At 66.9% G+C, this 21,551-nt stretch carries 19 protein-coding genes; 10 read left to right on the forward strand and 9 right to left on the reverse strand.

Annotation, left to right across the window (positions count from 1 at the left end; all coding sequences use genetic code 11):
• Position 1: 1 nt before the first annotated feature.
• On the reverse strand, positions 2-622 hold the full coding sequence (locus LPA45_RS02960; RefSeq protein ID WP_116317825.1) for a MotA/TolQ/ExbB proton channel family protein: 621 nt from the start codon (positions 620-622) through the stop codon (positions 2-4).
• Between the two features lie 1,076 nt (positions 623-1,698).
• Between LPA45_RS02960 and xseA the strand changes: the two genes are divergently transcribed.
• Both xseA and sodB read left to right on the forward strand, forming a co-directional pair.
• Positions 1,699-3,084 (forward strand): exodeoxyribonuclease VII large subunit, encoded by a 1,386-nt coding sequence (gene xseA, locus LPA45_RS02965; protein ID WP_116317236.1) that lies wholly within the window; start codon positions 1,699-1,701, stop codon positions 3,082-3,084.
• A gap of 209 nt (positions 3,085-3,293) precedes the next feature.
• A complete protein-coding gene (sodB, locus tag LPA45_RS02970; protein ID WP_116317237.1) occupies positions 3,294-3,875 on the forward strand; it encodes a superoxide dismutase [Fe] in 582 nt (193 codons plus the stop codon).
• 362 nt (positions 3,876-4,237) lie between these two features.
• On the opposite strand, the gene LPA45_RS02975 is transcribed toward sodB, so the two are convergent.
• The 5 genes from LPA45_RS02975 to LPA45_RS02995 all read right to left on the reverse strand — a co-directional run bounded on the left by LPA45_RS02975 (position 4,238) and on the right by LPA45_RS02995 (position 10,679).
• Positions 4,238-4,843: a UdgX family uracil-DNA binding protein gene (locus tag LPA45_RS02975; protein ID WP_116317239.1), complete on the reverse strand. Its 606-nt coding sequence runs from the start codon at positions 4,841-4,843 to the stop codon at positions 4,238-4,240.
• Between the two features lie 123 nt (positions 4,844-4,966).
• Positions 4,967-5,722 (reverse strand): PIG-L deacetylase family protein, encoded by a 756-nt coding sequence (locus LPA45_RS02980; protein ID WP_367394880.1) that lies wholly within the window; start codon positions 5,720-5,722, stop codon positions 4,967-4,969.
• 108 nt (positions 5,723-5,830) lie between these two features.
• The gene (locus tag LPA45_RS02985; protein ID WP_116317241.1) at positions 5,831-6,274 is read right to left on the reverse strand and encodes a hypothetical protein; all 444 of its coding nucleotides are present in this window, start codon (positions 6,272-6,274) and stop codon (positions 5,831-5,833) included.
• 284 nt (positions 6,275-6,558) lie between these two features.
• Entirely contained in the window at positions 6,559-9,870 is a 3,312-nt protein-coding gene (locus LPA45_RS02990) for a CheR family methyltransferase (RefSeq protein ID WP_367394881.1), read from the reverse strand.
• A gap of 158 nt (positions 9,871-10,028) precedes the next feature.
• Complete coding sequence (locus tag LPA45_RS02995; RefSeq protein ID WP_116317243.1) at positions 10,029-10,679, reverse strand: recombinase family protein; 651 nt, start codon at positions 10,677-10,679, stop codon at positions 10,029-10,031.
• Positions 10,680-10,985: 306 nt separating this feature from the next.
• Between LPA45_RS02995 and LPA45_RS03000 the strand changes: the two genes are divergently transcribed.
• The 3 genes from LPA45_RS03000 (at position 10,986) to fdxA (ending at position 12,488) form a co-directional block, all read left to right on the forward strand.
• Positions 10,986-11,222 carry a hypothetical protein gene (locus tag LPA45_RS03000; RefSeq protein WP_116317244.1) on the forward strand — a complete coding sequence of 79 codons (237 nt, stop codon included), beginning with the start codon at positions 10,986-10,988 and terminating at the stop codon, positions 11,220-11,222.
• 272 nt (positions 11,223-11,494) lie between these two features.
• A complete protein-coding gene (locus LPA45_RS03005) occupies positions 11,495-11,962 on the forward strand; it encodes a hemerythrin domain-containing protein (protein WP_116317245.1) in 468 nt (155 codons plus the stop codon).
• 196 nt (positions 11,963-12,158) lie between these two features.
• Positions 12,159-12,488 carry a ferredoxin FdxA gene (fdxA, locus tag LPA45_RS03010; protein WP_116317246.1) on the forward strand — a complete coding sequence of 110 codons (330 nt, stop codon included), beginning with the start codon at positions 12,159-12,161 and terminating at the stop codon, positions 12,486-12,488.
• Here fdxA and LPA45_RS03015 read toward each other — a convergent pair.
• A complete protein-coding gene (locus LPA45_RS03015; RefSeq protein WP_116317247.1) occupies positions 12,485-13,579 on the reverse strand; it encodes a substrate-binding domain-containing protein in 1,095 nt (364 codons plus the stop codon). The two genes, fdxA and LPA45_RS03015, sit on opposite strands and share 4 nt — an antisense overlap.
• A 159-nt stretch (positions 13,580-13,738) precedes the next feature.
• Between LPA45_RS03015 and LPA45_RS03020 the strand changes: the two genes are divergently transcribed.
• Genes LPA45_RS03020 through LPA45_RS03040 form a run of 5 tightly spaced genes read left to right on the forward strand, consistent with a single transcriptional unit; the run spans position 13,739 to position 19,898 of the window.
• Positions 13,739-14,257 carry a formate dehydrogenase subunit gamma gene (locus LPA45_RS03020; protein ID WP_116317248.1) on the forward strand — a complete coding sequence of 173 codons (519 nt, stop codon included), beginning with the start codon at positions 13,739-13,741 and terminating at the stop codon, positions 14,255-14,257.
• A complete protein-coding gene (locus LPA45_RS03025) occupies positions 14,254-15,831 on the forward strand; it encodes an NADH-quinone oxidoreductase subunit NuoF (RefSeq protein WP_116317249.1) in 1,578 nt (525 codons plus the stop codon). The genes LPA45_RS03020 and LPA45_RS03025 overlap by 4 nt, the downstream gene beginning before the upstream one ends.
• Before the next feature lie 42 nt (positions 15,832-15,873).
• A complete protein-coding gene (gene fdhF, locus LPA45_RS03030) occupies positions 15,874-18,777 on the forward strand; it encodes a formate dehydrogenase subunit alpha (protein WP_116317250.1) in 2,904 nt (967 codons plus the stop codon).
• Positions 18,778-18,792: 15 nt separating this feature from the next.
• Complete coding sequence (gene fdhD / locus LPA45_RS03035) at positions 18,793-19,677, forward strand: formate dehydrogenase accessory sulfurtransferase FdhD (protein ID WP_116317251.1); 885 nt, start codon at positions 18,793-18,795, stop codon at positions 19,675-19,677.
• Positions 19,674-19,898 (forward strand): formate dehydrogenase subunit delta, encoded by a 225-nt coding sequence (locus LPA45_RS03040; protein WP_116317252.1) that lies wholly within the window; start codon positions 19,674-19,676, stop codon positions 19,896-19,898. Before fdhD ends, LPA45_RS03040 begins: the two co-directional genes overlap by 4 nt.
• A 32-nt stretch (positions 19,899-19,930) precedes the next feature.
• Here LPA45_RS03040 and LPA45_RS03045 read toward each other — a convergent pair whose 3' ends face one another.
• Both LPA45_RS03045 and LPA45_RS03050 read right to left on the reverse strand, forming a co-directional pair.
• Positions 19,931-20,638, reverse strand: coding sequence for a DUF899 family protein (locus LPA45_RS03045; protein WP_116317253.1), 708 nt, complete (start codon positions 20,636-20,638; stop codon positions 19,931-19,933).
• 179 nt (positions 20,639-20,817) lie between these two features.
• Positions 20,818-21,513, reverse strand: coding sequence for a transglycosylase domain-containing protein (locus LPA45_RS03050; protein WP_116317254.1), 696 nt, complete (start codon positions 21,511-21,513; stop codon positions 20,818-20,820).
• Positions 21,514-21,551 lie beyond the last annotated feature (38 nt).

A 21,551-nucleotide genomic window follows, 5' to 3' on the forward strand; every position in this document is an offset into this window, starting at 1 on the left:
ATCAGCTGCGGCGTTGCGGCAGGATCGCGTCCAGGAACGCGGTGGCGCGGAATTCCAGCTCGGCCACGTAGTCGTCCACGCGGCGGCGGAAGTAGCGCCAGAAGATCAGCGCCGGGATCGCCACGATCAGGCCGAAGGCGGTGTTGTACAGCGCCACCGAGATGCCGTGCGCCAGCTGTTCCGGATTGGCGCCGGTGCCACCCTGGCTGCCGAAGATCTCGATCATGCCGATCACGGTGCCGAGCAGGCCCATCAGCGGCGCGACCGAGGCGATCGTGCCGAGCGCGTTCAGGTAGCGCTCCAGCTCGTGCGCAACCACGCGGCCGGCTTCCTCGACCACGTCCTTGGCGGCATCGCGCGAAGTGTGAGGCTGCAGCACCACATGGCGCAGGCCTGCGGCCAGCACCCGGCCGAGCGGCGAATTCTGTTCCAGCGTGTTGACCACTTCCGGCGTGGCCCGGCGCTGCTGCGCAGCGGCCAGCGCTTCTTCATAGAGCCGGGGCGGCAGCACCTTGCTGCGCTTGAGCGACAGGAAACGTTCGACGACCAGCGCCAGCGCGAGGACCGAGGCCAGCAACAGCGGCCAGATCGGCCAGCCGGCCGCTTGAATGATGGAAAACAATTGGACCCCCGGGATCGACAACCCAGTAAAGAAACCCCAACCAGCTGGTCGGCATGCCTTGAGGCGCGTCAGCAGGCAGCGCTCCGGCATTGCTCTGAAAAATCAGGCGCAACTCTACCCCGCGGCCTGCCGCGCGGCAAGCGACGGCCGGGCCGGCTGTCTCGGGCGCGCATCGGCGCTGGGTGATGTCGCCGGCGGCTTTCCACAGGGAGCAGGGACAGTGCTGTGGATCGATTGTGGAAAGCCGCCTGACAAGCGATCCAAGTCCTTGATTCGCAAGAGGAAGCCAAGCCCTGCTTAAAAATTGTGCAGGCGGGTGCGAGGATGCCCGAGGCGCATGCCGCACACCGGTGGAAAACCCAGTTTGACGCTGCCGCGTACCGCGTCCATGCGCTGCGGCGCGGATCGGTGGGGTCTTCCACACTAGTGCGGGACAGCATTGTGGAGCGGTTGTGGACAGGTATCGGAGAAGGCGCCTAAGCCTTTGATTTTTAAAGCATGGTCTGTGGTTGCTTAAAAATAAGGCAAACGCAGGCGGGCACGCCGCCGAAGTGGCCTGCGGCGCTCGGCATGGGTAAACCCCGGCTTTTCCACACAGGGCAGGGAGAGAATTGTGGATGGCCTGTGGATAAAGTCTGGAGAGGTGGGCTAACCCATTGATTTGACAGGCGGAAAAGTTTTCTGCCTGTAAATTGAGCAGGGCTGTCGATACTGCCCGTTCCACATGGTGCAGTGCCGGTTCGCAGCATGGCGCGACGGCTACGCCGCTTGGCGCGTGATGCCAGTTGCGCTTGGCGCCTTTAGCGGGCGGAAAGTCGGGTAAACACCGCGTTTTATCCAGAATTCCTGTGGATAACTTTGTGAACAAGCCCTGTCGGCGCCCGCTAAGTGGTTGATGCAAAAGAGAATTGGTTATATTGCCTAATTTTTGTTTCAATCATAAACCTCATAAAAATCAAAGGGTTGTACGAAACGATGCGGGCTGTGGGACGGGCTGGGGCCACCAACGGGACCCCCTTGACAGACCGGTTATGCTGTGGACATGTCCTATTTACGCCGCTTGCCGGACGTGATCCATGCCTGACCTGCCCACCTTTTCGCGTGACGCTTCCTCCACCGGCCAGCGCAGCGGCCGTGAGGTCATTCCTGTAGGCGAGCTAAACCACACGATCGCCCGCTTGCTGGAGCGAAGCTTTCCCCTGGCCTGGGTGCGCGGCGAAATTTCCAACTTCACCCGCGCGGCCAGCGGCCACTGGTATTTTTCGCTCAAGGATGCGCGCGCCCAGATCCGCTGCGTGATGTTCCGCGGCCGCAACCAGCATGTTGACTTCCAGCCGCGCGAGGGCGAGGCGGTCGAGGTGCGCGCCGTGGTCACGATGTACGAGGCGCGTGGCGAATTGCAGCTCGGCGTGGAGGCGATGCGCCGCGCCGGGCTGGGCAACCTGTACGAAGCTTTCCTGAGGCTGAAGGAGAAGCTGGCGCAGGCCGGCCTCTTCGACCCAGAGCGCAAGCGGCAGGTGCCGGCGCACCCGCGCACCATCGGTGTCATCACCTCGCTGCAGGCTGCCGCCTTGCGCGATGTGCTGACCACGCTGCGCCGGCGCGCGCCGCATGTGCCGGTGGTGGTCTACCCGGTACCGGTGCAGGGTGCCGGCGCGGCACAGAAGATCGCCGACATGATCGACCTGGCCGATGCGCGCGGCGAGTGCGAGGTGCTGATCCTGTGCCGCGGCGGGGGCAGCATCGAAGACCTGTGGTCGTTCAATGAAGAGGCGGTGGCGCACGCGATCGCGCGCTGCGCGCTGCCGCTGATTTCCGGCGTGGGGCACGAGACCGACTTCACCATTGCCGATTTCGTCGCCGACGTGCGCGCGCCCACGCCGACCGGCGCGGCCGAACTGGTCAGCCCCGACCGCTCGCACCTGCTGGCGCAGACCCTGCGTGGCCGCGATGCGCTGGCGCAGGCGATGCGACGCACGCTGGACTTGCGCGCCCAGCACCTGGACTGGCTGGCGCGGCGCGTGCGCAGCCCGCAGGCGCAGCTGCAGGAACGCCGCGCGCGCGTAGACAATCTGGCCCGACACTTGCGATCGGCATTGCGCGACACCGTGGTGTCGCAGCGGCATCGCCAGCAAGTGCTGGCGATGCGCTGGAGCGCCTGCCGGCCCGACACCGCCGCCGCACAGGCCGACCTGGGGCGGTTGTGGCAGCGGCTGCAGGCCGCCGCCGCGCGCCGCCACGAGCGCGCCGGCCAGCGCCTGGCGCGCGCGGCCGGTGCGCTGGAGTTGCTGGCGCCGCAGCGCACGCTCGAACGCGGCTACGCGGTGCTGCTCGACCAGCGCGGACGCGCGCTGCGCTCGCCCACTGAAATCCGCCCGGGCAGCGTGGTCGAGGCCCACCTGGCCGAGGGCGTTGCCGACCTGTCGATCGCCGGCGTGCAGCCGAAGCTGCCTGAATTCTGAGCGCGCGCATGTCCGCAACGAGTCCGATCCGCGCCCCGGGGAACGCTTGGGAAGCGCTTGGGGAAGGGCGCGGAAAACCCCCGGAAACCCGCGCCCGGACAAACTAACATCGAAGCAGGGGGCATAGGCCCGCGGTTTGCGTGGGTATTCCAAGTCCCCTACAATCGACAGTTCCGGACCCCACAACCCCAACCCACAGAGACAGAACAATGGAACACAAGCTCCCCCCGCTTCCGTACGCGCATGATGCCCTGGCTCCGCACATCTCCAAGGAGACGCTGGAGTTCCATCATGACAAGCACCACCAGACCTACGTCACCAACCTGAACAACCTCATCAAGGGCACCGAGTTCGAGAACGCGACCCTGGAAGAGATCGTCAAGAAGTCGTCGGGCGGCATCTTCAACAACGCTGCCCAGGTGTGGAACCACACCTTCTACTGGGATTCGCTGAAGCCCAACGGCGGCGGCCAGCCGACCGGCGCGCTGGCTGACGCCATCAACGCCAAGTGGGGCTCGTTCGACAAGTTCAAGGAAGAGTTCACCAAGACCGCCGTCGGCACCTTCGGTTCGGGCTGGGCCTGGCTGGTGAAGAAGGCCGATGGCTCGCTGGACCTGGTGTCCACTTCCAACGCCGCCACCCCGCTGACCACCGACGCCAAGCCGCTGCTGACCTGCGACGTGTGGGAACACGCTTACTACATCGACTACCGCAATGCCCGTCCGAAGTACGTCGAGGCATTCTGGAACGTCGTGAACTGGGACTTCGCCGGCTCGAATTTCGCTGGCTGATCCACGGATCACCGTCTCATGAAAAAGGGCCGCAAGGCCCTTTTTTCTTGCACGCTCGCCTCCGCTTCAATCCTGCTTCGGCTGTCCGTTCGACGCCATCAGTCCGCCATCCACCGGCAAATTGACGCCAGTGACAAAGCGCGCCCCGAGACCGTCGACACATTGACGATGCAGCTGCGCGCCTCGAGCAGCGCGGGCATGGCGGCACGGCCGGGCCACCCGCCGTGGCAGCGCGTGCGTGGCACCGGCAGCAGGCGCAATGGCGCGCTTTCTACAAGGCGTGGAGTTTCTTACAAGCGTCATGCGTGCTGGTGCCTCCCGATGCGCCCCGCCCACACAGGGAACCGTTCCTGGGGGGCTGCCTAGCCTCCACCGCGCGCCAGCCTCGCGGCGGCGCGCAGGCTGCGCACGATGCGATCGAACGCGGCAGCGCGCGCGTCGTCGGAGCGCTGGCGCAGCGCGAACGACGGGTGGTAAGTGGCGATGACGAGCCGGCCCTCATGCTCGACCGGTGTGTCCATCATCGTGCCGAGTGTCACGCTCTTGCGACCGAGCACCGCGCGCGCGGCGGTCGCGCCCAGCGCGACGATGATCGTGGGATCCACCTGCTTCAACTCGCGCTCGAGCCACAGGTGGCAGGCCTCGATCTCCAGCTGCCCGGGCGACTTGTGCAGGCGCCGCTTGCCGCGCAATTCGAACTTGAAATGCTTGACCGCGTTGGTCATGAACAGTTTGTCGCGGTCCAGTCCGGCCTGGTCCAGCGCCTCGTCCAGCAGGTGTCCCGCGGGACCCACGAAGGGCGAGCCTTGCAGGTCTTCCTGCGATCCCGGCTGTTCGCCCACCAGCATGATGCGCGCGCGCGGCGCGCCCGCACCCGGCACCCCCTGCGTGGCGTTGCGCCATAGCGGGCAACGCCGGCATTCATTCAGTTCGGCATGGCTGACCGGGGGTTTCTTGCGCTCGGGCATGGCATCGATGGCAGGGCGGTGCGGGACGCATAGCCCGCTAGCGGGTGCGCAGCAGGTTCCGCGCCATGCAAGGCATCGTCAGCAGGCATTCAATATCGGGGAACAGAAAGGGAGGCCGGTGCTTCAGCCTTGTGTGGGGCCTGCGGCAGACAGCGACCAGTAACGCTCTGGCGCGCACAGGTCGCACAGCTGCGCTTCGCCGAACATCTGCAGCTGGCTCTGGTACGCATTGATCGCGTAGCTCTTCTGCGCGAGGTACTGTCCGACCGGCAGGTTGACCGGCGTCGCTTGCAGCCCGGCACGCAGGCATTCGGCCAGCCGCTCCTGCAATACCCCTGGCCGCCGGCGGTGGATCGCGTCCTCGTAGTAGAGCCACTGCACCTGCGGGTTGGGTGCCGCGTGCGGAGACGAAGGTTCCAGCAGCGCGCTCCAGGCACCCGCGCGTGTCTGGGCCGCCTGCATCAGCAGCCGGCAGGCGTCGTGCACCAGCACGTGGTCGGTGTGGAACAGGCCAAGCGGCGCGACCACCAGGCCTTCGGTCTGCGCAAGCAAGACGCGCTCCAGGCCGTCGGCGAGCTCGCGCGGCGTGTGGCGGCGGCCGTACTGGCCGTCCCAGAACTCAAGCCAGACCGGATGCGCGTCCAGCATGCCGAGCGCGCGGCTATCCTCGCGCCGGCGCGCGAGCACTGCCTGCTCGGCGCTGTCGAAGCCCGCGTTGCGGTCCCAGTCCGGCGCCGCCATGCCCGCGGGCGGGACGCCGGCCAGGACAGTCACCACGCGCGTGCCGCGTACCGCGGCGATCAGGCCGCCGCAGCTGAACACCGCGTCGTCCAGGTGCGGAGCGATCACCGTTACCGGGCCGGCTATGTCAGTCACCATCGAATCACCATTGCCGCCGCCACGTCGTTTCGTCGCCTTTCGTCGCCGAATGGCACAAGACGCTGCGCATGGTGGCCGGCCAGGCCGGCGGCCGCGCTCCTGGGCGAATCAGGCCTGCCCGTGACCGCCGGAGGGCGCGCCCGTATGTGCGCGCGCGCGCGTGCCGGCCGAGACGGTGCAGCAGACCAGAAAGTAGGCGCGCTTGAGCGCCATCGCGGCCTGCGCCTTCTTGCCTTCCTCGGCGAAGGCAAAGGCTTCGCGCAGGCACTGGCTGATCCCGTCGGCGGTGCCGTGCTGCTCGAACAATCCGTCGGGCCGGTTCCCCCACAGACCCAGAAGTACGGCCTGCCGTTGCGCGAGCGTTTGCGGCGGCCATGCGCGCTCGCGGCTCAGCAATTCCAGGCGGGTGGCAAGCAGCGTCTCCAGGAACAGTGTAGGACGCGCAGGATGCGGGGCGCCGGCAGCCGGTTGCAGCACAGCGGCTGGGGCCAACGGCGCGTCAGCGGCGCCGCCCGCGGCTATAGCCGTTTCGCCTTGCAGGAAAGTGGTCATGGCATTGGGGGAGACCGCGCCGTCCCTGCATGGGCAGGCATGGCGGGGCGCGATCCCCGGGTCTGGTTGCGCTCGCGCGCTCATTGAATGCGCTGCAAGTTGCGTTCCAGGCGCGGGCCAGCGCGGCAGGCCCGGCACGGCGCAGGGGCGGCACCGCGCTGGCGGGGAATATTGCAACGATGCGCGTAAATCCGCGGGGTACGGCTGGTACTTGCCGCCCGTGCCATGCCCGTGCAACGATCCCTGCCCACCGTACGGCGGCTGTGGGCCTTGTTCCGGGGACCTTACACCGCGCGCAGGTCCCGGATGGCGTCAAGCAGCGCCTGGAGCGACACCGGCTTGGTCAGGTGTGCGTCAAAGCCTGCCTGCATCGACTGCCGGACATCGTCCGGGCGCCCATAGCCGCTCAGCGCGATCGCCGTCAGCGCGTTCAGGTGCGGCTGCAGGCGGATGGCGCGGATGACGTCCAGGCCCGACATGCCCGGCATGCCGATGTCGGAGAGCAGCAGATCCGCCGGATGGTGTGCCAGCCAGTCCAGCGCCTCCTGCCCGCTGGTGGCGACCGTTACGCTGGCGCCCTCCATTTCGAGCAGCAGCTTGAACGTCTCGACCGTGCCGGGATCGTCGTCGACCAGCAGGATCCCGGTGCCGCCCAGCGGCAGTGACGGTGCGGGCGCTGGTACGGCATTGGCGGCGATATCCTCGCGCAGCGGGAAGGTGACCGTGAAGACCGCACCATGTCCGAGGCCGGCGGATGCCGCACGCACCGTACCGCCCTGCATCGAGACCAGTTCGCGCACCAGCGACAGCCCGATGCCAAGGCCACCCTGGCGCGCGGTGGGAGAGGTGCCCTGGCGGAACATGTCGAAGATATGCGGCAGGCTCTGCGGCTCGATGCCCACGCCGGTATCGCGCACCGCCAGCACCGCATCACCGTCGGCACGGTCCAGCGTCACAGTGATGATGCCGCCGTCACCGGTGTACTTGAGCGCATTGCTGACCAGGTTCCACACGATCTGCTCGACGCGCGTCAGGTCTGCATCGATCACCAGCCGCTGTGGCGGCAGCGAGCGCTCCAGTTTGATGCCCTTGCGCGCGGCATCTTCCTCGATGGCGTTGCAGACCCGGTCGACCACTTCGGCCCAGTCCACCGGCGCGCGCGCGATCGACAGCTTGCCGGTGCGCAGGCGCGACATGTCGAGCAGGTCGTCGATGATATGCGCCTGGCCAATCACGGTCCGCCGGATCGTGGCGGCGGCGCGCTGGATCACGGCGTTGCCGCGCGCGTCGGGCGAGCGGCTGATCAACTCGGCGCTGGCGCTGATCAGGTTGAGCGGATGCTTCAGCTCGTGCGACACCACCGCCAGGAAGTCGTCGCTCCCGCGTTCGGCGCGCTGGCCGGCGCGGGCCTCGTCGGGATCGGTTGCGCCGGGCCGGGCAGTGAGCGAGGCCAACCGCGTCAGCGCCGCTTCCTTGCCGGCTTCCAGCTCTGCGGTGGCCGAGCGCAGCTCTTCGTTGATCGCCTGCAACTCCTCGTTGGAAGCCTTCAATTCCTCGTTCGAGGTCTCGGCCTGCTCGATGGTGGCCTGCAGCCGCTCCTTGACGCGGCGCAGCTCGCTTTCCAGCCGCGCGATCGTCGGGTCGCGCCCGTCGCCGGTTTTGCCCACGGGCACCGTGCTCATGCTGTCCTCTACCTCGTCGAACAGGATCAGCACGAAGTCGCCGTTGGACTCGGCATCGTGGACCGGCCGCGCGGTCATGTTGACAAAGAAGCTGCGCCCGTCCCGCTCCAGTTGCACGCGCCTGGCCTCGACGCTGTGATTGGTCTGCAACGCCTGGTAGATCGCGGTGCGCAGTTCCAGCCGCAGTTCCTGGCGCACGGCGGCGATGATGTTATGCGAGGGCTCGCCGCCGGCGTACTGCAGGAAGCGGCCGGTACGGTCCGACAGATGCACGATTTCGGAGTCGCGGCTGACCAGGACGCTGGGGGGCGCGTGCTGCTCGAGCAGGCGCTGGTGCAGGTCGCCGAAGGAGAACTTGCGCTTGCCTGACGGCTGCAGCACCGCCACGGGCGTGCGCCCGTTGGCGGCACCGGCCGGCAGTGGCAACGGCGCGTCTGCGCGCGCCGCGACATTGGCGCGGTACAGGCGCGACTTCTTGTCGACCACCGAGAACAGGTTGCTGGCGCTTTCGGCCGCTTCGGAACTGCCCAGGAACAGGTAGCCGCCGGGCCGCAGTGCGAAGTGGAAGGTGCGCAGGATATCGGCCTGTGCGTCGCGGTCGAGGTAGATCAGCAGGTTGCGGCAGCAGATCAGGTCAAGGCGCGCGAACGGCGGGTCGCTGAGCACGTTGTGCAGCGCGAACAGCACGCGCTCGCGCAGCTCCTTGCGCACGCGGAAATGGGCGCCATCCTTGTTGAAGAACTGCCGCACGCGCGCCGGCTCGACGTCGGCGACGATGGACTCCGGATACATCCCGTTGCGGGCGATCGCTACCGCGCGCTCGTCGATATCGGTGGCGAACACCTGGAACGGCAACGGCTGCGGCGTCTGCGAAGACGCCTCCTGCAGCAGCATGGCCAGCGAATACGCTTCTTCGCCGGTGGCGCAGCCGGGCGCCCAGACCCGGACCGGGTCGTGCCCGGCGCGGTTCTGGAACAGGGGCGTCAGGACTTCGGCGCGCAGCGCCTCGAAGGCGTCTGTGTCACGGAAGAAATTCGTCACGCTGATCAGCATGTCCTGCAGCAGCGCCGGCGTTTCATCCGGATGGAGGTGGAGGTAGTCGCGGTACTGCTGCAGGTCGGTCAGCCCGTTGACCTGCAGCCGGCGCTCGATGCGCCGCAGCACCGTGGCGCGCTTGTAATGGCGGAAATCGTGCGAGGTGCGGGAGCGCAAGGTCACCATGATCTCGCGCAGTGCGCGTTCCTGGCTTTCCGGCTGCTGCCCGGGCTTGCCTTCATCCGGCGTCTGCGGCAGGTGGATATGGCTGGCGGTGTTCCACAGGTCCAGCAACCGCTGCGGGATATCGTTGGCCGGCAGCACGAAATCCACCAGGCCGGTGCTGATGGCCGAGCGCGGCATGCTCGGATATTCGGCGTCTTCCGGATCCTGCGCGATGGCGATGCCGCCCAGCTCCTTCACGCGGGTCAGCCCGACTGAACCGTTGGCGCCGGCGCCGGACAAGACCACGCTGATTGCGCGCTGGCGATGCGCTTCGGCCAGCGAGCGAAAGAACAGGTCGATCGCCGCGCCGCGGCCTCCCTGCGCGCCAGGGCCTTCCTGCTGCGTCACGTGCAGGCAGCCGTCGACCATGGCCAGGCTGCAGTCCGGCGCGATGACGTAGACCTTGTTGGCCTCGATGCGGGCGGTGTTGCTGACCTGCTGCACGGGCATGGCGGTGCGCGCCTGGAGCAGCGGCGCCAGTTGGCTGGCGTGGTCCGGGGACAGGTGCGCGACGAGGACGAAGGCAGCCCCGGTACTGGCTGGCAGGGCTTCGAAAAACTGGTTCAAGGCAGCTATGCCGCCAGCGGATGCGCCGAGACCGACCACGGGGAAGGCAAGCGGGCTTGGCAGGGGTTCGTCACGATTTCTGGACATTACTGCATGGGTAAGTGGAATTGCGCCGGCCGGAAGTGGCGCAATCCGCGTGCAAGGCGCCCGCCGCTCGTGCGGGGAACGCAGGGCATTGGCATCGTTGTTTGCCCGGGTGCGTCATGCCACGTCCTCTCTTGAACCGGCTTGCCGACGCCACCCGGCTATTCCGCGGTGGACACTTCCGCGTCGGCTTCGGCTTCGGTGCTGTCGCCGACCGGGGGCAGCAGGATCGTTGCCGGTGCCGCCGCGCGGATGCGCAGCACCGTCTGGCGCGAGGTATTGAAACGTCGCGCGGTCTCGCTGACCGACTGGCCCTCCGCCAGCGCGCGCAGGATCGCGTCGCGTTCTTCGGGCTTGTGCTTGGGCGGGCGTCCGACCGCGCGCCCCATGGCCTTGGCCGCGGCCAGGCTGTCGCGCACGCGCGCACTGCGCGTGCTGCCCTCCAGCGCGGCAACGGTGCGCAGAACCATGACCGCCTCCGGCGGTGCGGCGCTGGCCAGGTTGGCGCGGCTGAGCTGCACGCAATGCAGTGCCACGCCGAGCAGGCGGAACTTGCGGATCGTACCCAGCACTTCCTGCACGCTCCAGCCCAGGCAGCACAACTGCATGGTCACCACGATGTCGCCGGCGCGCACCCGTTGCAGCAGCGACAGCAGCCGCGGCCGTTCGCCCGCGGGTACTGAAGCCGGCTCGCTTTCCCAGAAGGCACAGCGCAGGTCGACGGTATAGCCGGCACGGTCGGCGATGCGCAGTTCGTCTTCCATCGCGTCGAGATCACCGGCGCGGTTCGAGTAGATGAAGGTAGACGGCATGAGGATTCCTCTTTGTGATCTTTCGTCTCCGGTCGCTGGCCGGACGCACCTCCAGGCATGTCCGCAAGCGACCTGTTTCTTCTGATTAGCAAAACTCGTCCCAGCAGCAGGGGGCGGCAAGATAGTGACGGTTATCGTGCCGATGTGTGCATTTCTGTCATGTACGTAACGCGAGTCTTACGTACTCGCGCGAAGCGCTCTGCGACGCGCACGCCTCGGCTAGCATGCGGATAAGGCGCGACATCAGGCCGTGCCGGTGAACGGGCATGCCGGTGCGCGCAAGCTTTTCAATGTGAGGCGGTACCCATGACAAAGGTGATCCACGTCGTCATCACCGCAGTGTGCGGGCGCTGGTATGCCACGCCGGTCCATGACGATCACAGTGCCGGGGGGTCGACGGGTTTCGATTCGCGGCAGGCAGCGCAACGGTTCTGCGCCCGCGTTTTCCCGGGCGTGCCGATCTCGCAGGGCGGCATGCGCGCCGCTCGCCGCATCGTCGCCTGTCCTTTGGTAGCCGGGTTTGGCGTCAAGCCTCAGGGCTGAACGGCAAGCTCGCGAGATATCAATTCGGCAGCCGCAAGCGCCGGCGCGTGGCCGAGCGCATGCGTCGGGCCGCGTTGTCGGGCGGAAGGCGCCTTGGCGGGCACAAATAACAACCCTTCGCGCAGGAATTGCAACGATTGCCGTGTGCGCATGGCGGATACGGGGCTCCGTTGTCGCGGCCGCGCGGTGCGTGGGCCGGGCACAGAACCTGCCTTCACGGTGGCGAAGCCGGGCCAGACCGGTTCCCCCACTCAAGCTCCCAGGAGGCAATCGTGGACAAGTCTAAGATCCCCGCAGACCAGGCCGAAGCCATCGGCGCACTGATGGACGACCACCGCGCAGTCAAGAAACTGTTCAAGGCATTCAAGGACACCGAAGCCCGCGAGGAGAAGGAATCGATCGCGATCGAGGTCTGCCATCAGCTGACCGTGCATGCCACCATCGAGGAAGAGATCTTCTACCCGGCCCTGCGCGGCGTCAGCGAGGAAATCGACGACATGCTGGACGAAGCCCAGGTCGAGCACCAGGTGGCCAAGGACCTGATCGCGGCGATCGAGGACGACCCGGCCGGCGATATGCTCGAAGCCAGTTTCACGGTGCTGACCGAATACGTCTCCCACCATATCGAGGAAGAGGAAGGCGAGCTGTTCAAGAACGCGATCAAGGAGAAGGTCAACCTGCGCGACGTGGCTCAGGCCCTGGCGGCGCGCAAGGAAGAGCTGATGCAGGAAACCGCCTGATTTGCGAGCGGTTCTTCTGTAACCGCTCTCACCCCCCTCTCACCCCCCTCTCACCCTCTACTTCCACTGAGGCGGAACAGAAGCGGAGCGGGGCGGACGTCAGGCGATTTGAAGGAGTCGCACAAGGCGGCCCGTCCCGCGCCGCTTGCCAGGGGGCTACGATGACGCGTCTTTACCGTCGTACTGCGTTTGCCCCATGACCTTTGTCGTGACGGATGCCTGCATCCAGTGCCGCCATACCGATTGCGTCGAAGTCTGCCCGATGACGTGCTTCCACGAAGGGCCCAACTTCCTCGCCATCGACCCCGACCAGTGCATCGACTGCTCGATGTGCGTGCCGATGTGCCCCGTGGGCGCCATCTACTCCGAGCATGACCTGCCCGAAGACAAGCGCCATTTCATCGCGCTGAACGCCGAGCTGTCGCGCCGGCCGGACTGGCCGCCGCTGTTTGCGGCCAAGGGGCCGCTCGAAGGCCATGAGCAATGGGCGGATCATCCTGACCGCCTGGCGCTGCTGGTGCGCTAGCGCGTGCCGGCGTAGTCGGGGAACGCGTCTTCCAGCGTCAGCACGCTGCCGGTCAGCGCGCCGTCATAGCCCGGCAGCGCATTGACGCGCTGGCGGAACGCCTCGCTGGTCAGCGCGCCCACCGCGCCGGACAGCGCCGCGCTGCGCAGCATCGATTTTTCGATGGCGAAGAAGTAGCGCTCCTTGATCACCGGCTCGAAACCCAGGCCAAAGCGCCGCGCCGCGGTTTCCACGCCGAAGCCCACATCCGCCATGCCGCTGCCGATATATGCCGCCACCGCGGCGTGGGTGAACTCACCGTTGCTGTAGCCCTCGATCCGTGCCGGGTCGATGTTGCGCGCGGCCAGCATCAGGTCGAGCAGCAGCCGGGTGCCCGAGCCCACCTGCCGGTTGACGAAGCGCACCTCGCGCCGGGTCAGGTCTTCCAGCGTGCGGATCCCGAGCGGGTTGCCCGGCCGCACGAACAAGCCCTGGCTGCGCACCGCCAGATGCACCAGGCAGTGCGTGTCGGGCTTGAGCCACCTGGTGAAGTGGCGCCACATGCCATGCTCGAACTCGCCGACCGGCACGTGGAAGCCGGCGATATCGCACGCGCCCTCGGCCAGCGCCGCCACCGCCTCGACGCTGCCGCAGTATTTCAGGTCGTGCCGCACATGTTGCTCGTCGAGGAAGTCGCGCAGCGCGGCCACCGCAAAGCCGTGGCTGGCATGCAGCCGCACCGCCGCCTCGGACTGCTCCATCAGCTTCTTCAGTTCGATTTCCAGCTCTGATGCCAGGCTGTCCAGCGTCGGCGACAGCCGCGCGCCGATGCGCTTGCTGGCCCACACCAGCTGCTGCGCCAGCGGCGTCAGCGCGCTGCCGCGCCCGCGGGTCTTGTCGATCAGTGGACCGCCGAACAGCGCCTCGGCATCGCGCAGGATGCCCCAGGCGTAGCGGTACGACAGCGACACCGCCTGTGCCGAGTGACTGATGCTGCCCGATTCCTCGATATGGCCGAGCAGGGCAACCAGCCGGGATACGTCAAGGGCTTCGGTGCCGGGCGTGGCATCGTCGCGGATTTGCAGGTGAGGATGGATCGAGATACGGAGCATATGAAAAAAATAGCTTATTGCTGGACCGCTGTCACTCTCATATATTGCATTCCACGGCCTTAACAGCGTAGCTGGAGGGTCGGAAATAGGAAAAAAATAGCATATAAGGGGTCCGGACGGCAGCGGCTGCCAGCCCCAGCGACCCCCACAGGAGACGCCATGCCAGACATCGCTCCCAACGCCCAGGCCTCCGCCGACGCGATCGACGCCATCGTGGCCGCGCGGCAGGACATGCCGGGCGCCTTGCTGCCGATCCTGCACGAGATCCAGGACACGCAGGGCCATATCCCGGACACGGCCGTGCCCGTGATCGCCCGGGCACTGAACCTGTCGCGCGCCGAGGTGCATGGCGTGATCACCTTCTATCACCACTTCCGCCAGGAGCCGGCCGGACGCCATGTGATCCAGGTGTGCCGGGCCGAAGCCTGCCAGGCCGTCGGCGCCGAGGCGCTGGCCGACCATGCCAGGCGCGCGCTGGGCTGCGGCTTCCATGAAACCACCGCCGACGGCGCGGTCACGCTGGAGCCGGTCTACTGCCTGGGCCAGTGCGCGTGCGGCCCGGCCGTGATGGTCGGCGAGCAGTTGCACGGCTATGTCGATGCGAAGCGCTTCGATGCGCTGGTCCGGTCGCTGCGCGAAGCGCAGGCCGCCAACGAAACCGCGGAGGTCCAGGCATGAGCGCCGCCATCACGACTATCTTCGTGCCGCGCGATTCCACCGCGCTGGCGCTGGGCGCCGATGACGTGGCCCGTGCGATCGAACGCGAAGCCGCCAGCCGCGGCGAGGCGGTGCGCATCGTCCGCAACGGCTCGCGTGGCATGTTCTGGCTGGAGCCGCTGGTCGAGGTGCAGACCGAAGCGGGGCGCGTGGCCTATGGCCCGGTCAGCGCGGCAGACGTGCCGGCGCTGTTCGACGCCGGCCTGCTGCAGGGCGGCGCGCATGCGCTGGCGCACGGCCTGACCGAAGAGATCCCGTTCCTGAAGAAGCAGGAGCGCCTGACCTTTGCCCGCGTCGGTATCACCGACCCGCTGTCGCTGGATGACTACCGCGCGCATGAAGGTTTTGCCGGCCTGGAGCGCGCGCTGTCGATGGCCCCCGCCGAGATCGTGCAGGAAGTCACCGACTCCGGCCTGCGCGGCCGCGGCGGCGCGGCGTTCCCCACCGGCATCAAGTGGAAGACCGTGCTGGGCGCGCAATCGGCCATCAAGTACATCGTCTGCAATGCCGACGAAGGCGACTCGGGCACGTTCTCCGACCGCATGGTGATGGAAGACGACCCGTTCACGCTGATCGAAGGCATGACCATCGCCGGCCTCGCCGTCGGCGCCGAGCATGGCTACATCTACTGCCGCTCGGAGTACCCGCACGCGATTGCCGTGCTGGAAAGCGCGATCGGCATCGCCAACGCTGCCGGCTGGCTCGGCGACGATATCCGCGGCAGTGGCAAGCGCTTCCAGCTGGAAGTGCGCAAGGGCGCCGGCGCCTATGTCTGCGGCGAGGAAACCGCGCTGCTGGAAAGCCTGGAAGGCAAGCGCGGCGTGGTGCGCGCCAAGCCGCCGCTGCCGGCGCTGGAGGGTTTGTTCGGCAAGCCCACCGTCATCAACAACGTGATCTCGCTGGCCACCGTGCCGGTGATCCTGGCGCGCGGCGCGCAGTACTACCGTGACTACGGCATGGGCCGTTCGCGCGGCACGCTGCCGTTCCAGCTGGCCGGCAATATCAGGCAGGGCGGGCTGGTGGAAAAGGCGTTCGGCGTCACGCTGCGCGAGCTGCTGGTCGACTACGGCGGCGGCACCCGCAGCGGCCGCGCCATCCGCGCGGTGCAGGTGGGCGGGCCGCTGGGCGCCTACCTGCCGGAGTCGCGCTTCGACGTGCCGCTGGACTATGAGGCTTACGCCGCGTTTGGCGGCGTGGTCGGCCACGGCGGCATCGTGGTGTTCGACGAGACCGTCGACATGGCAAGGCAGGCGCGCTACGCAATGGAGTTCTGCGCGGTCGAATCGTGCGGCAAGTGCACGCCGTGCCGGATCGGCTCGACCCGCGGCGTCGAGGTGATGGACAAGATCATCGCCGGCGAGCAGCCAGTGAAGCACGTCAAGCTGGTGCGCGACCTGTGCGACACCATGCTGTACGGCTCGCTCTGCGCCATGGGCGGCATGACGCCGTACCCGGTGCTGTCCGCGCTGAATGAATTCCCCGAGGACTTCGGCCTCGCCCCTAATCGGACCACTGTGCCGGCCAAGGCGGCTTAAGCCGACATTGTCTGACGCCAGAACAGAACACGGGAGACAAAGATGGACTGCCGCGATGTAATTGACTTCGGTACCCCCGCCAGCGAATCGACCGAGATGGTCACCCTTGAAGTCGACGGCGTCAGCGTCACCGTGCCGGCCGGCACGTCGGTGATGCGCGCCGCGATGGAAGCCGAGATCGCCGTGCCCAAGCTGTGCGCGACCGACAGCCTCAAGGCCTTCGGCTCGTGCCGCCTGTGCCTGGTCGAGATCGAAGGGCGCCGCGGCTATCCGGCCTCGTGCACCACGCCGGTGGAAGCCGGCATGAAGGTGAAGACGCAGAGCGACAAGCTTGCCGACCTGCGCCGCGGCGTGATGGAGCTGTATATCTCCGACCACCCGCTCGACTGCCTGACCTGCCCGACCAACGGCAACTGCGAGCTGCAGGACATGGCCGGCGTGGTCGGCCTGCGTGAAGTGCGCTACAACGACGGCGGACCGGAGGCTGGTACCAGCGCCAAGCCCATCGCCACGCACACCGCGCTGAAGAAGGACGAGTCCAATCCGTACTTCACCTATGACGCCTCGAAGTGCATCGTCTGCAACCGCTGCGTGCGCGCCTGCGAAGAAACGCAAGGCACCTTCGCGCTGACCATCAGCGGCCGCGGGTTTGAGTCGCGCGTGTCGCCCGGCACCAGCCAGTCCTTCATGGACTCTGACTGCGTGTCGTGCGGCGCCTGCGTGCAGGCCTGCCCGACCGCAACGCTGACTGAGACTTCGGTCATCAAGCTGGGCCAGGCTTCGCACAGCACCGTCACCACTTGCGCCTATTGTGGCGTGGGTTGCTCGTTCAAGGCCGAGATGAAGGGCAACGAGGTGGTGCGCATGGTGCCGTACAAGGACGGCAAGGCCAACGAGGGCCACGCCTGCGTCAAGGGCCGCTTTGCCTGGGGCTACGCCACGCACAAGGACCGCATCCTCAAGCCGATGATCCGCGCGAAGATCACCGACCCATGGCGCGAAGTGTCATGGGAAGAGGCGATCGGCTACGCCGCATCGGAGTTCAAGCGCATCCAGGGCAAGCACGGCAAGGATTCGATCGGCGGCATCGTGTCGTCGCGCTGCACCAACGAAGAAGGGTACCTGGTCCAGAAGCTGGTGCGCGCCGCCTTCGGCAACAACAACGTCGACACCTGCGCCCGCGTGTGCCACTCGCCCACGGGCTATGGCCTGAAGCAGACGCTGGGCGAATCGGCCGGCACGCAGACCTTCAAGTCGGTGGAGAAGGCCGACGTGATCATGGTGATCGGCGCCAACCCGACCGACGGCCACCCGGTGTTTGCCTCGCGCATGAAGAAGCGACTGCGCGCCGGCGCCAAGCTGATCGTGGTCGACCCGCGCCGTATCGACCTGGTCGATTCGCCGCACATCCGCGCCGACTACCACCTGCAACTGCGTCCGGGCACCAACGTGGCGCTGGTGACGTCGCTGGCCCACGTGATCGTCACCGAAGGCCTGCTCAACGAAGCCTTTATCGCCGAGCGCTGCGAGGATCGTGCCTTCGGCCAATGGCGTGACTTTGTCGCGCTGCCGGAGAACTCGCCCGAGGCGATGGAATCGGTCACCGGCATCCCCGCCGACCAGCTGCGCGGCGCCGCGCGCCTGTACGCCACCGGCGGCAACGCCGCGATCTACTACGGCCTGGGCGTGACCGAGCATGCGCAGGGTTCGACCACCGTGATGGGCATCGCCAACCTGGCCATGGCCACCGGCAACATCGGCCGCGAAGGCGTGGGCGTGAACCCGCTGCGCGGGCAGAACAACGTGCAGGGCTCGTGCGACATCGGCTCCTTCCCGCATGAGCTGCCGGGCTACCGCCACGTGTCGGACTCGACCGTGCGCGGCCTGTTCGAATCCGCGTGGAATGTCGAGATCAGCCCGGAGCCGGGCCTGCGCATTCCCAACATGTTCGAAGCCGCGCTGGCGGGCAGCTTCAAGGGCCTGTACTGCCAGGGCGAGGACATCGTCCAGTCCGACCCGAACACGCAGCACGTGTCCGAGGCGCTGTCGTCGATGGAATGCATCGTGGTGCAGGACATCTTCCTGAACGAGACCGCCAAGTACGCGCACGTGTTCCTGCCGGGTTCGTCGTTCCTGGAGAAGGACGGCACCTTCACCAACGCCGAGCGCCGCATCTCGCGCGTGCGCAAGGTGATGCCGCCCAAGGCCGGCTACGCCGACTGGGAAACCACCATCCTGCTGGCCAATGCACTCGGCTACCCGATGGACTACACGCATCCGTCGCAGATCATGGACGAGATCGCGCGCCTGACGCCGACGTTCTCCGGCGTCAGCTACAAGCGGCTGGACGAGCTGGGCAGCATCCAGTGGCCGTGCAACGCCGACGCGCCGGAAGGCACGCCGACCATGCATATCGACGCCTTCGTGCGCGGCAAGGGCAAGTTCATCATCACCAAGTACGTGCCGACCACCGAGAAGATCACGCGCGCCTTCCCGCTGATCCTGACCACCGGGCGCATCCTGTCGCAGTACAACGTGGGCGCGCAGACGCGGCGCACCGACAACGTCTACTGGCACGCGGAGGACCGCCTGGAAATCCATCCGCACGATGCGGAAGAACGCGGCATCAAGGACGGCGACTGGGTCGGGGTGCAGAGCCGGGCAGGGGATACGGTGCTGCGCGCGATCGTCAGCGAGCGCATGCAGCCGGGCGTGGTCTACACCACCTTCCACTTCCCGGAATCCGGCGCCAACGTGATCACCACCGACAACTCGGACTGGGCCACCAACTGCCCGGAATACAAGGTCACCGCGGTGCAGGTGATGCCGGTGGCGCAGCCGTCGGCGTGGCAGCAGCAGTACCAGGACTTCAACACGCAACAGCTGCAGTTGCTGGAAGCCGCCAGCGCGGATCCGACACAAACCGCGGCGCAGGCCGCGAACTGAGCGGAGGGCCACATCATGATGCGCTGCATGCAGTCACCGCAGGCCGAGCCGTCGGCGCTGGACGAGATGCCTACCCACAGCACCTTCGCCGTCAGCCGCTGGCGGCAGGGCGAGATCTCGCTCAGTCCCGACGAGATCGCCGAAGAAGTGCCGGTCGCGCTGGAATACAACGGCATCTCGCACGCGGTGATGCTGGCCACGCCGGCCGACCTGGAGGACTTCGCGCTGGGCTTCAGCCTGAGCGAGGGCATCGTGTCGACGGCGCGCGATGTCTATGACATCGAGATCGACATGCGCGAGCACGGCATCGCGGTGCGGCTGGAAATCGCTTCCGAAGCATTCATGCTGCTGAAGGACCGGCGCCGCTCGCTGGCGGGGCGCACCGGCTGCGGGCTGTGTGGGACCGAGTCGCTGGAACAGGTGATGCGCACGCCGGCACCGGTGCGCAGCGAGGCCAGTTTCCATACCGACCTGATCCAGGCCGCGTTTGTGCAACTCCAGTTGCGGCAGGCACTGCAGCGCCACACCGGCGCTACACACGCCGCCGCGTGGCTGCGTGCCGATGGCCATGTCTCACTCGTGCGTGAAGACGTGGGGCGCCACAATGCGCTCGACAAGCTGGCCGGCGCGCTGGCGCGCAGCGGGGAGGACATCTCCACGGGCGCCGTGCTGGTGACCAGCCGGGCGAGTTATGAAATGGTGCTGAAGACCGCCGCCATCGGGGCCGGCGTGCTGGCGGCAGTGTCGGCGCCGACGGCGCTGGCGGTGCGGCTGGCCGAGCAGACCAATATGACGCTGGCCGGGTTCGTGCGCGCCGGCGCGCACGTGGTCTACGTCCATCCCCAACGGCTGCAACACGGCCTGCAACACGACCTGCAACACGAAGCGAGCCTCGTATGAACGTCGAGAACCTGATCACCATGGCCAACCAGATCGGCTGCTTCTTCGAGGCGATGCCTGATCGCGAGGAGGCGGTTTCCGATATCGCCGGGCATATCAAGCGCTTCTGGGAGCCGCGCATGCGCAGGGCTTTGCTGGGGCACGTCGACGGCGAATCCGGCGTCGGGCTGGATGCGATCGTGCAGGAGGCGCTGGCGCGGCACCGGAGCGTGCTGGAATAAGTTCCGCACGAACGCCGCGCTGATCTTCGCCGCTACCGCTTTCCATACTCCAGCTGCGGATACCAGTCGCCGCCGCGGCCTTCCGGCGTGGTATCCAGCAGCGTCCAGAGCGGGTCCAGGTCCGGCGCGCCGCGCGGATCCTGTCCGGGGTCGGCCGTGAGGGCATACATTTCGCCGCTCCAGAAGTGCCGGATCTTGCCGTCGCGCCGCGTGAAGACCGAGTAGCCTGGCACGTCGCCGTCTTCCGGGCTGACATAGTCGCGCGTGAATGCGCCGTCGAGGTCCGCATAGACCTTCAGCTTCGTCCAGCCCCGTTCCTGCTTCGCCTGCAGCAGGCGTTCGACCGGTGAGCGGGCGATCATGGCCAGCGCCACGCGTTGCTCGATATCCGGCACCTTGTGGTCCCACGAACCCATCAGCGAAGTGCACATCGGGCAAGGCCGTTCGCGCTGCGGCCCGAACATATAGCTGTAGATAACGAGGGTGTCCTTGTCCCCGAACAGCGCTTCCAGCGTCATGGGTCCGTGTTCGCCCTGGAAGGTGTAGCGTTTGGTGACTTCGCCGCCGGGCGGCAGCCTGCGGCGTTGCGCGGCGACGCGTTCGATGTGCCGTCGCAGTTCGATCTCTTCCGCCAGCAGCGTATTGCGCGCCTTGCGGTACTCGGCACTTTCGTTGGGGAAATGCACGGGATTGCGTTGCGCAAGTTCCATGGCTGGGGTAAGTGTTGCCTTGGCATCCATGTCAGCCCTCCTTGTCAGGCTAGCGTCCCGGAACAGCCATGCAAGGTGCGCTACCCACCACCGGGTGGGATCGCGGATAACATGGCCCGTCAAGGTTGGTACCCGCCCGGAAGGGAATCGTTCCCACGCCGCGCGTTTCCGGGCCCTCACTTCCGCATCAATACCGCATCACTTCCGCATCACTTCAGCCGCAAAGGCTCCAGCAGCGCCCCGTCATACTCGGGATGCGAAATCCTGCCCAGCTCCAGCATGCGGCGCAGGATATAGACTTGCCGCTGCCGGGCGCGGCGGGGATTGGCGACGGGGTTGTTCGCCGAGGGGGCCTTGGGCAGGCCGGCGAGCATCGCGCTCTCGGCCAGCGACAGCTGCGCCAGCGGCCTGCCGAAGTAAGTCTGCGCCGCATCGGCGAAGCCATACGCGCCCTGGCCCAGGTAGATCTTGTTCATGTACAGCTCAAGGATCTCGTCCTTGCCCAGTGCGTCTTCGATCCGGTACGACAGCAGCACCTCATACAGCTTGCGCGTATAGGTCTTGTCGCGCGACAGGTAGAAATTGCGCGCCACCTGCATGGTGATGGTCGACGCGCCCTGCGACAGGTCGTCCGACAGGTTGGCGACGCCGGCGCGGATCACGCCGACGTAGTCGATGCCGTCATGCACGTAGAAGCGCTCGTCCTCGATCGCCACCACGGCGTCGATCAGGTCGCGCGGATAGCGCGACAGCGGGACGTAGTCAGCGGTGCGGCGGAAATCCGTCAGCGCGTCGAGCGACGGCAGTTGCCGCTGGACGGCGAGGATGGCAACGGTGGCAAGCAGCGCGCCGCCGATCACGGCGAGCACCAGCAGCCTGACAAAGGCGGACCAGAGACTTTTCATGCCGCGTATTGTGCCAGCCGCGGGCGGCGGGGTGCGAG

Origin of the sequence: Cupriavidus sp. Agwp_2 (assembly GCF_040784895.1) — a bacterium.
Classification (GTDB): domain Bacteria; phylum Pseudomonadota; class Gammaproteobacteria; order Burkholderiales; family Burkholderiaceae; genus Cupriavidus.

Coding starts and splice junctions, on each gene's coding strand:
- xseA (WP_116317236.1), top strand. CDS start 1,699: ATGCCTGACCTGCCCACCTTTTCGCGTGACGCTTCCTCCACCGGCCAG.
- sodB (WP_116317237.1), top strand. CDS start 3,294: ATGGAACACAAGCTCCCCCCGCTTCCGTACGCGCATGATGCCCTGGCT.
- LPA45_RS02975 (WP_116317239.1), bottom strand. CDS start 4,843: ATGCCCGAGCGCAAGAAACCCCCGGTCAGCCATGCCGAACTGAATGAA.
- LPA45_RS02980 (WP_367394880.1), bottom strand. CDS start 5,722: ATGGTGACTGACATAGCCGGCCCGGTAACGGTGATCGCTCCGCACCTG.
- LPA45_RS02985 (WP_116317241.1), bottom strand. CDS start 6,274: ATGACCACTTTCCTGCAAGGCGAAACGGCTATAGCCGCGGGCGGCGCC.
- LPA45_RS02990 (WP_367394881.1), bottom strand. CDS start 9,870: ATGTCCAGAAATCGTGACGAACCCCTGCCAAGCCCGCTTGCCTTCCCC.
- LPA45_RS02995 (WP_116317243.1), bottom strand. CDS start 10,679: ATGCCGTCTACCTTCATCTACTCGAACCGCGCCGGTGATCTCGACGCG.
- LPA45_RS03000 (WP_116317244.1), top strand. CDS start 10,986: ATGACAAAGGTGATCCACGTCGTCATCACCGCAGTGTGCGGGCGCTGG.
- fdxA (WP_116317246.1), top strand. CDS start 12,159: ATGACCTTTGTCGTGACGGATGCCTGCATCCAGTGCCGCCATACCGAT.
- LPA45_RS03015 (WP_116317247.1), bottom strand. CDS start 13,579: ATGCTCCGTATCTCGATCCATCCTCACCTGCAAATCCGCGACGATGCC.
- LPA45_RS03020 (WP_116317248.1), top strand. CDS start 13,739: ATGCCAGACATCGCTCCCAACGCCCAGGCCTCCGCCGACGCGATCGAC.
- LPA45_RS03025 (WP_116317249.1), top strand. CDS start 14,254: ATGAGCGCCGCCATCACGACTATCTTCGTGCCGCGCGATTCCACCGCG.
- fdhF (WP_116317250.1), top strand. CDS start 15,874: ATGGACTGCCGCGATGTAATTGACTTCGGTACCCCCGCCAGCGAATCG.
- fdhD (WP_116317251.1), top strand. CDS start 18,793: ATGATGCGCTGCATGCAGTCACCGCAGGCCGAGCCGTCGGCGCTGGAC.
- LPA45_RS03040 (WP_116317252.1), top strand. CDS start 19,674: ATGAACGTCGAGAACCTGATCACCATGGCCAACCAGATCGGCTGCTTC.
- LPA45_RS03045 (WP_116317253.1), bottom strand. CDS start 20,638: ATGGATGCCAAGGCAACACTTACCCCAGCCATGGAACTTGCGCAACGC.
- LPA45_RS03050 (WP_116317254.1), bottom strand. CDS start 21,513: ATGAAAAGTCTCTGGTCCGCCTTTGTCAGGCTGCTGGTGCTCGCCGTG.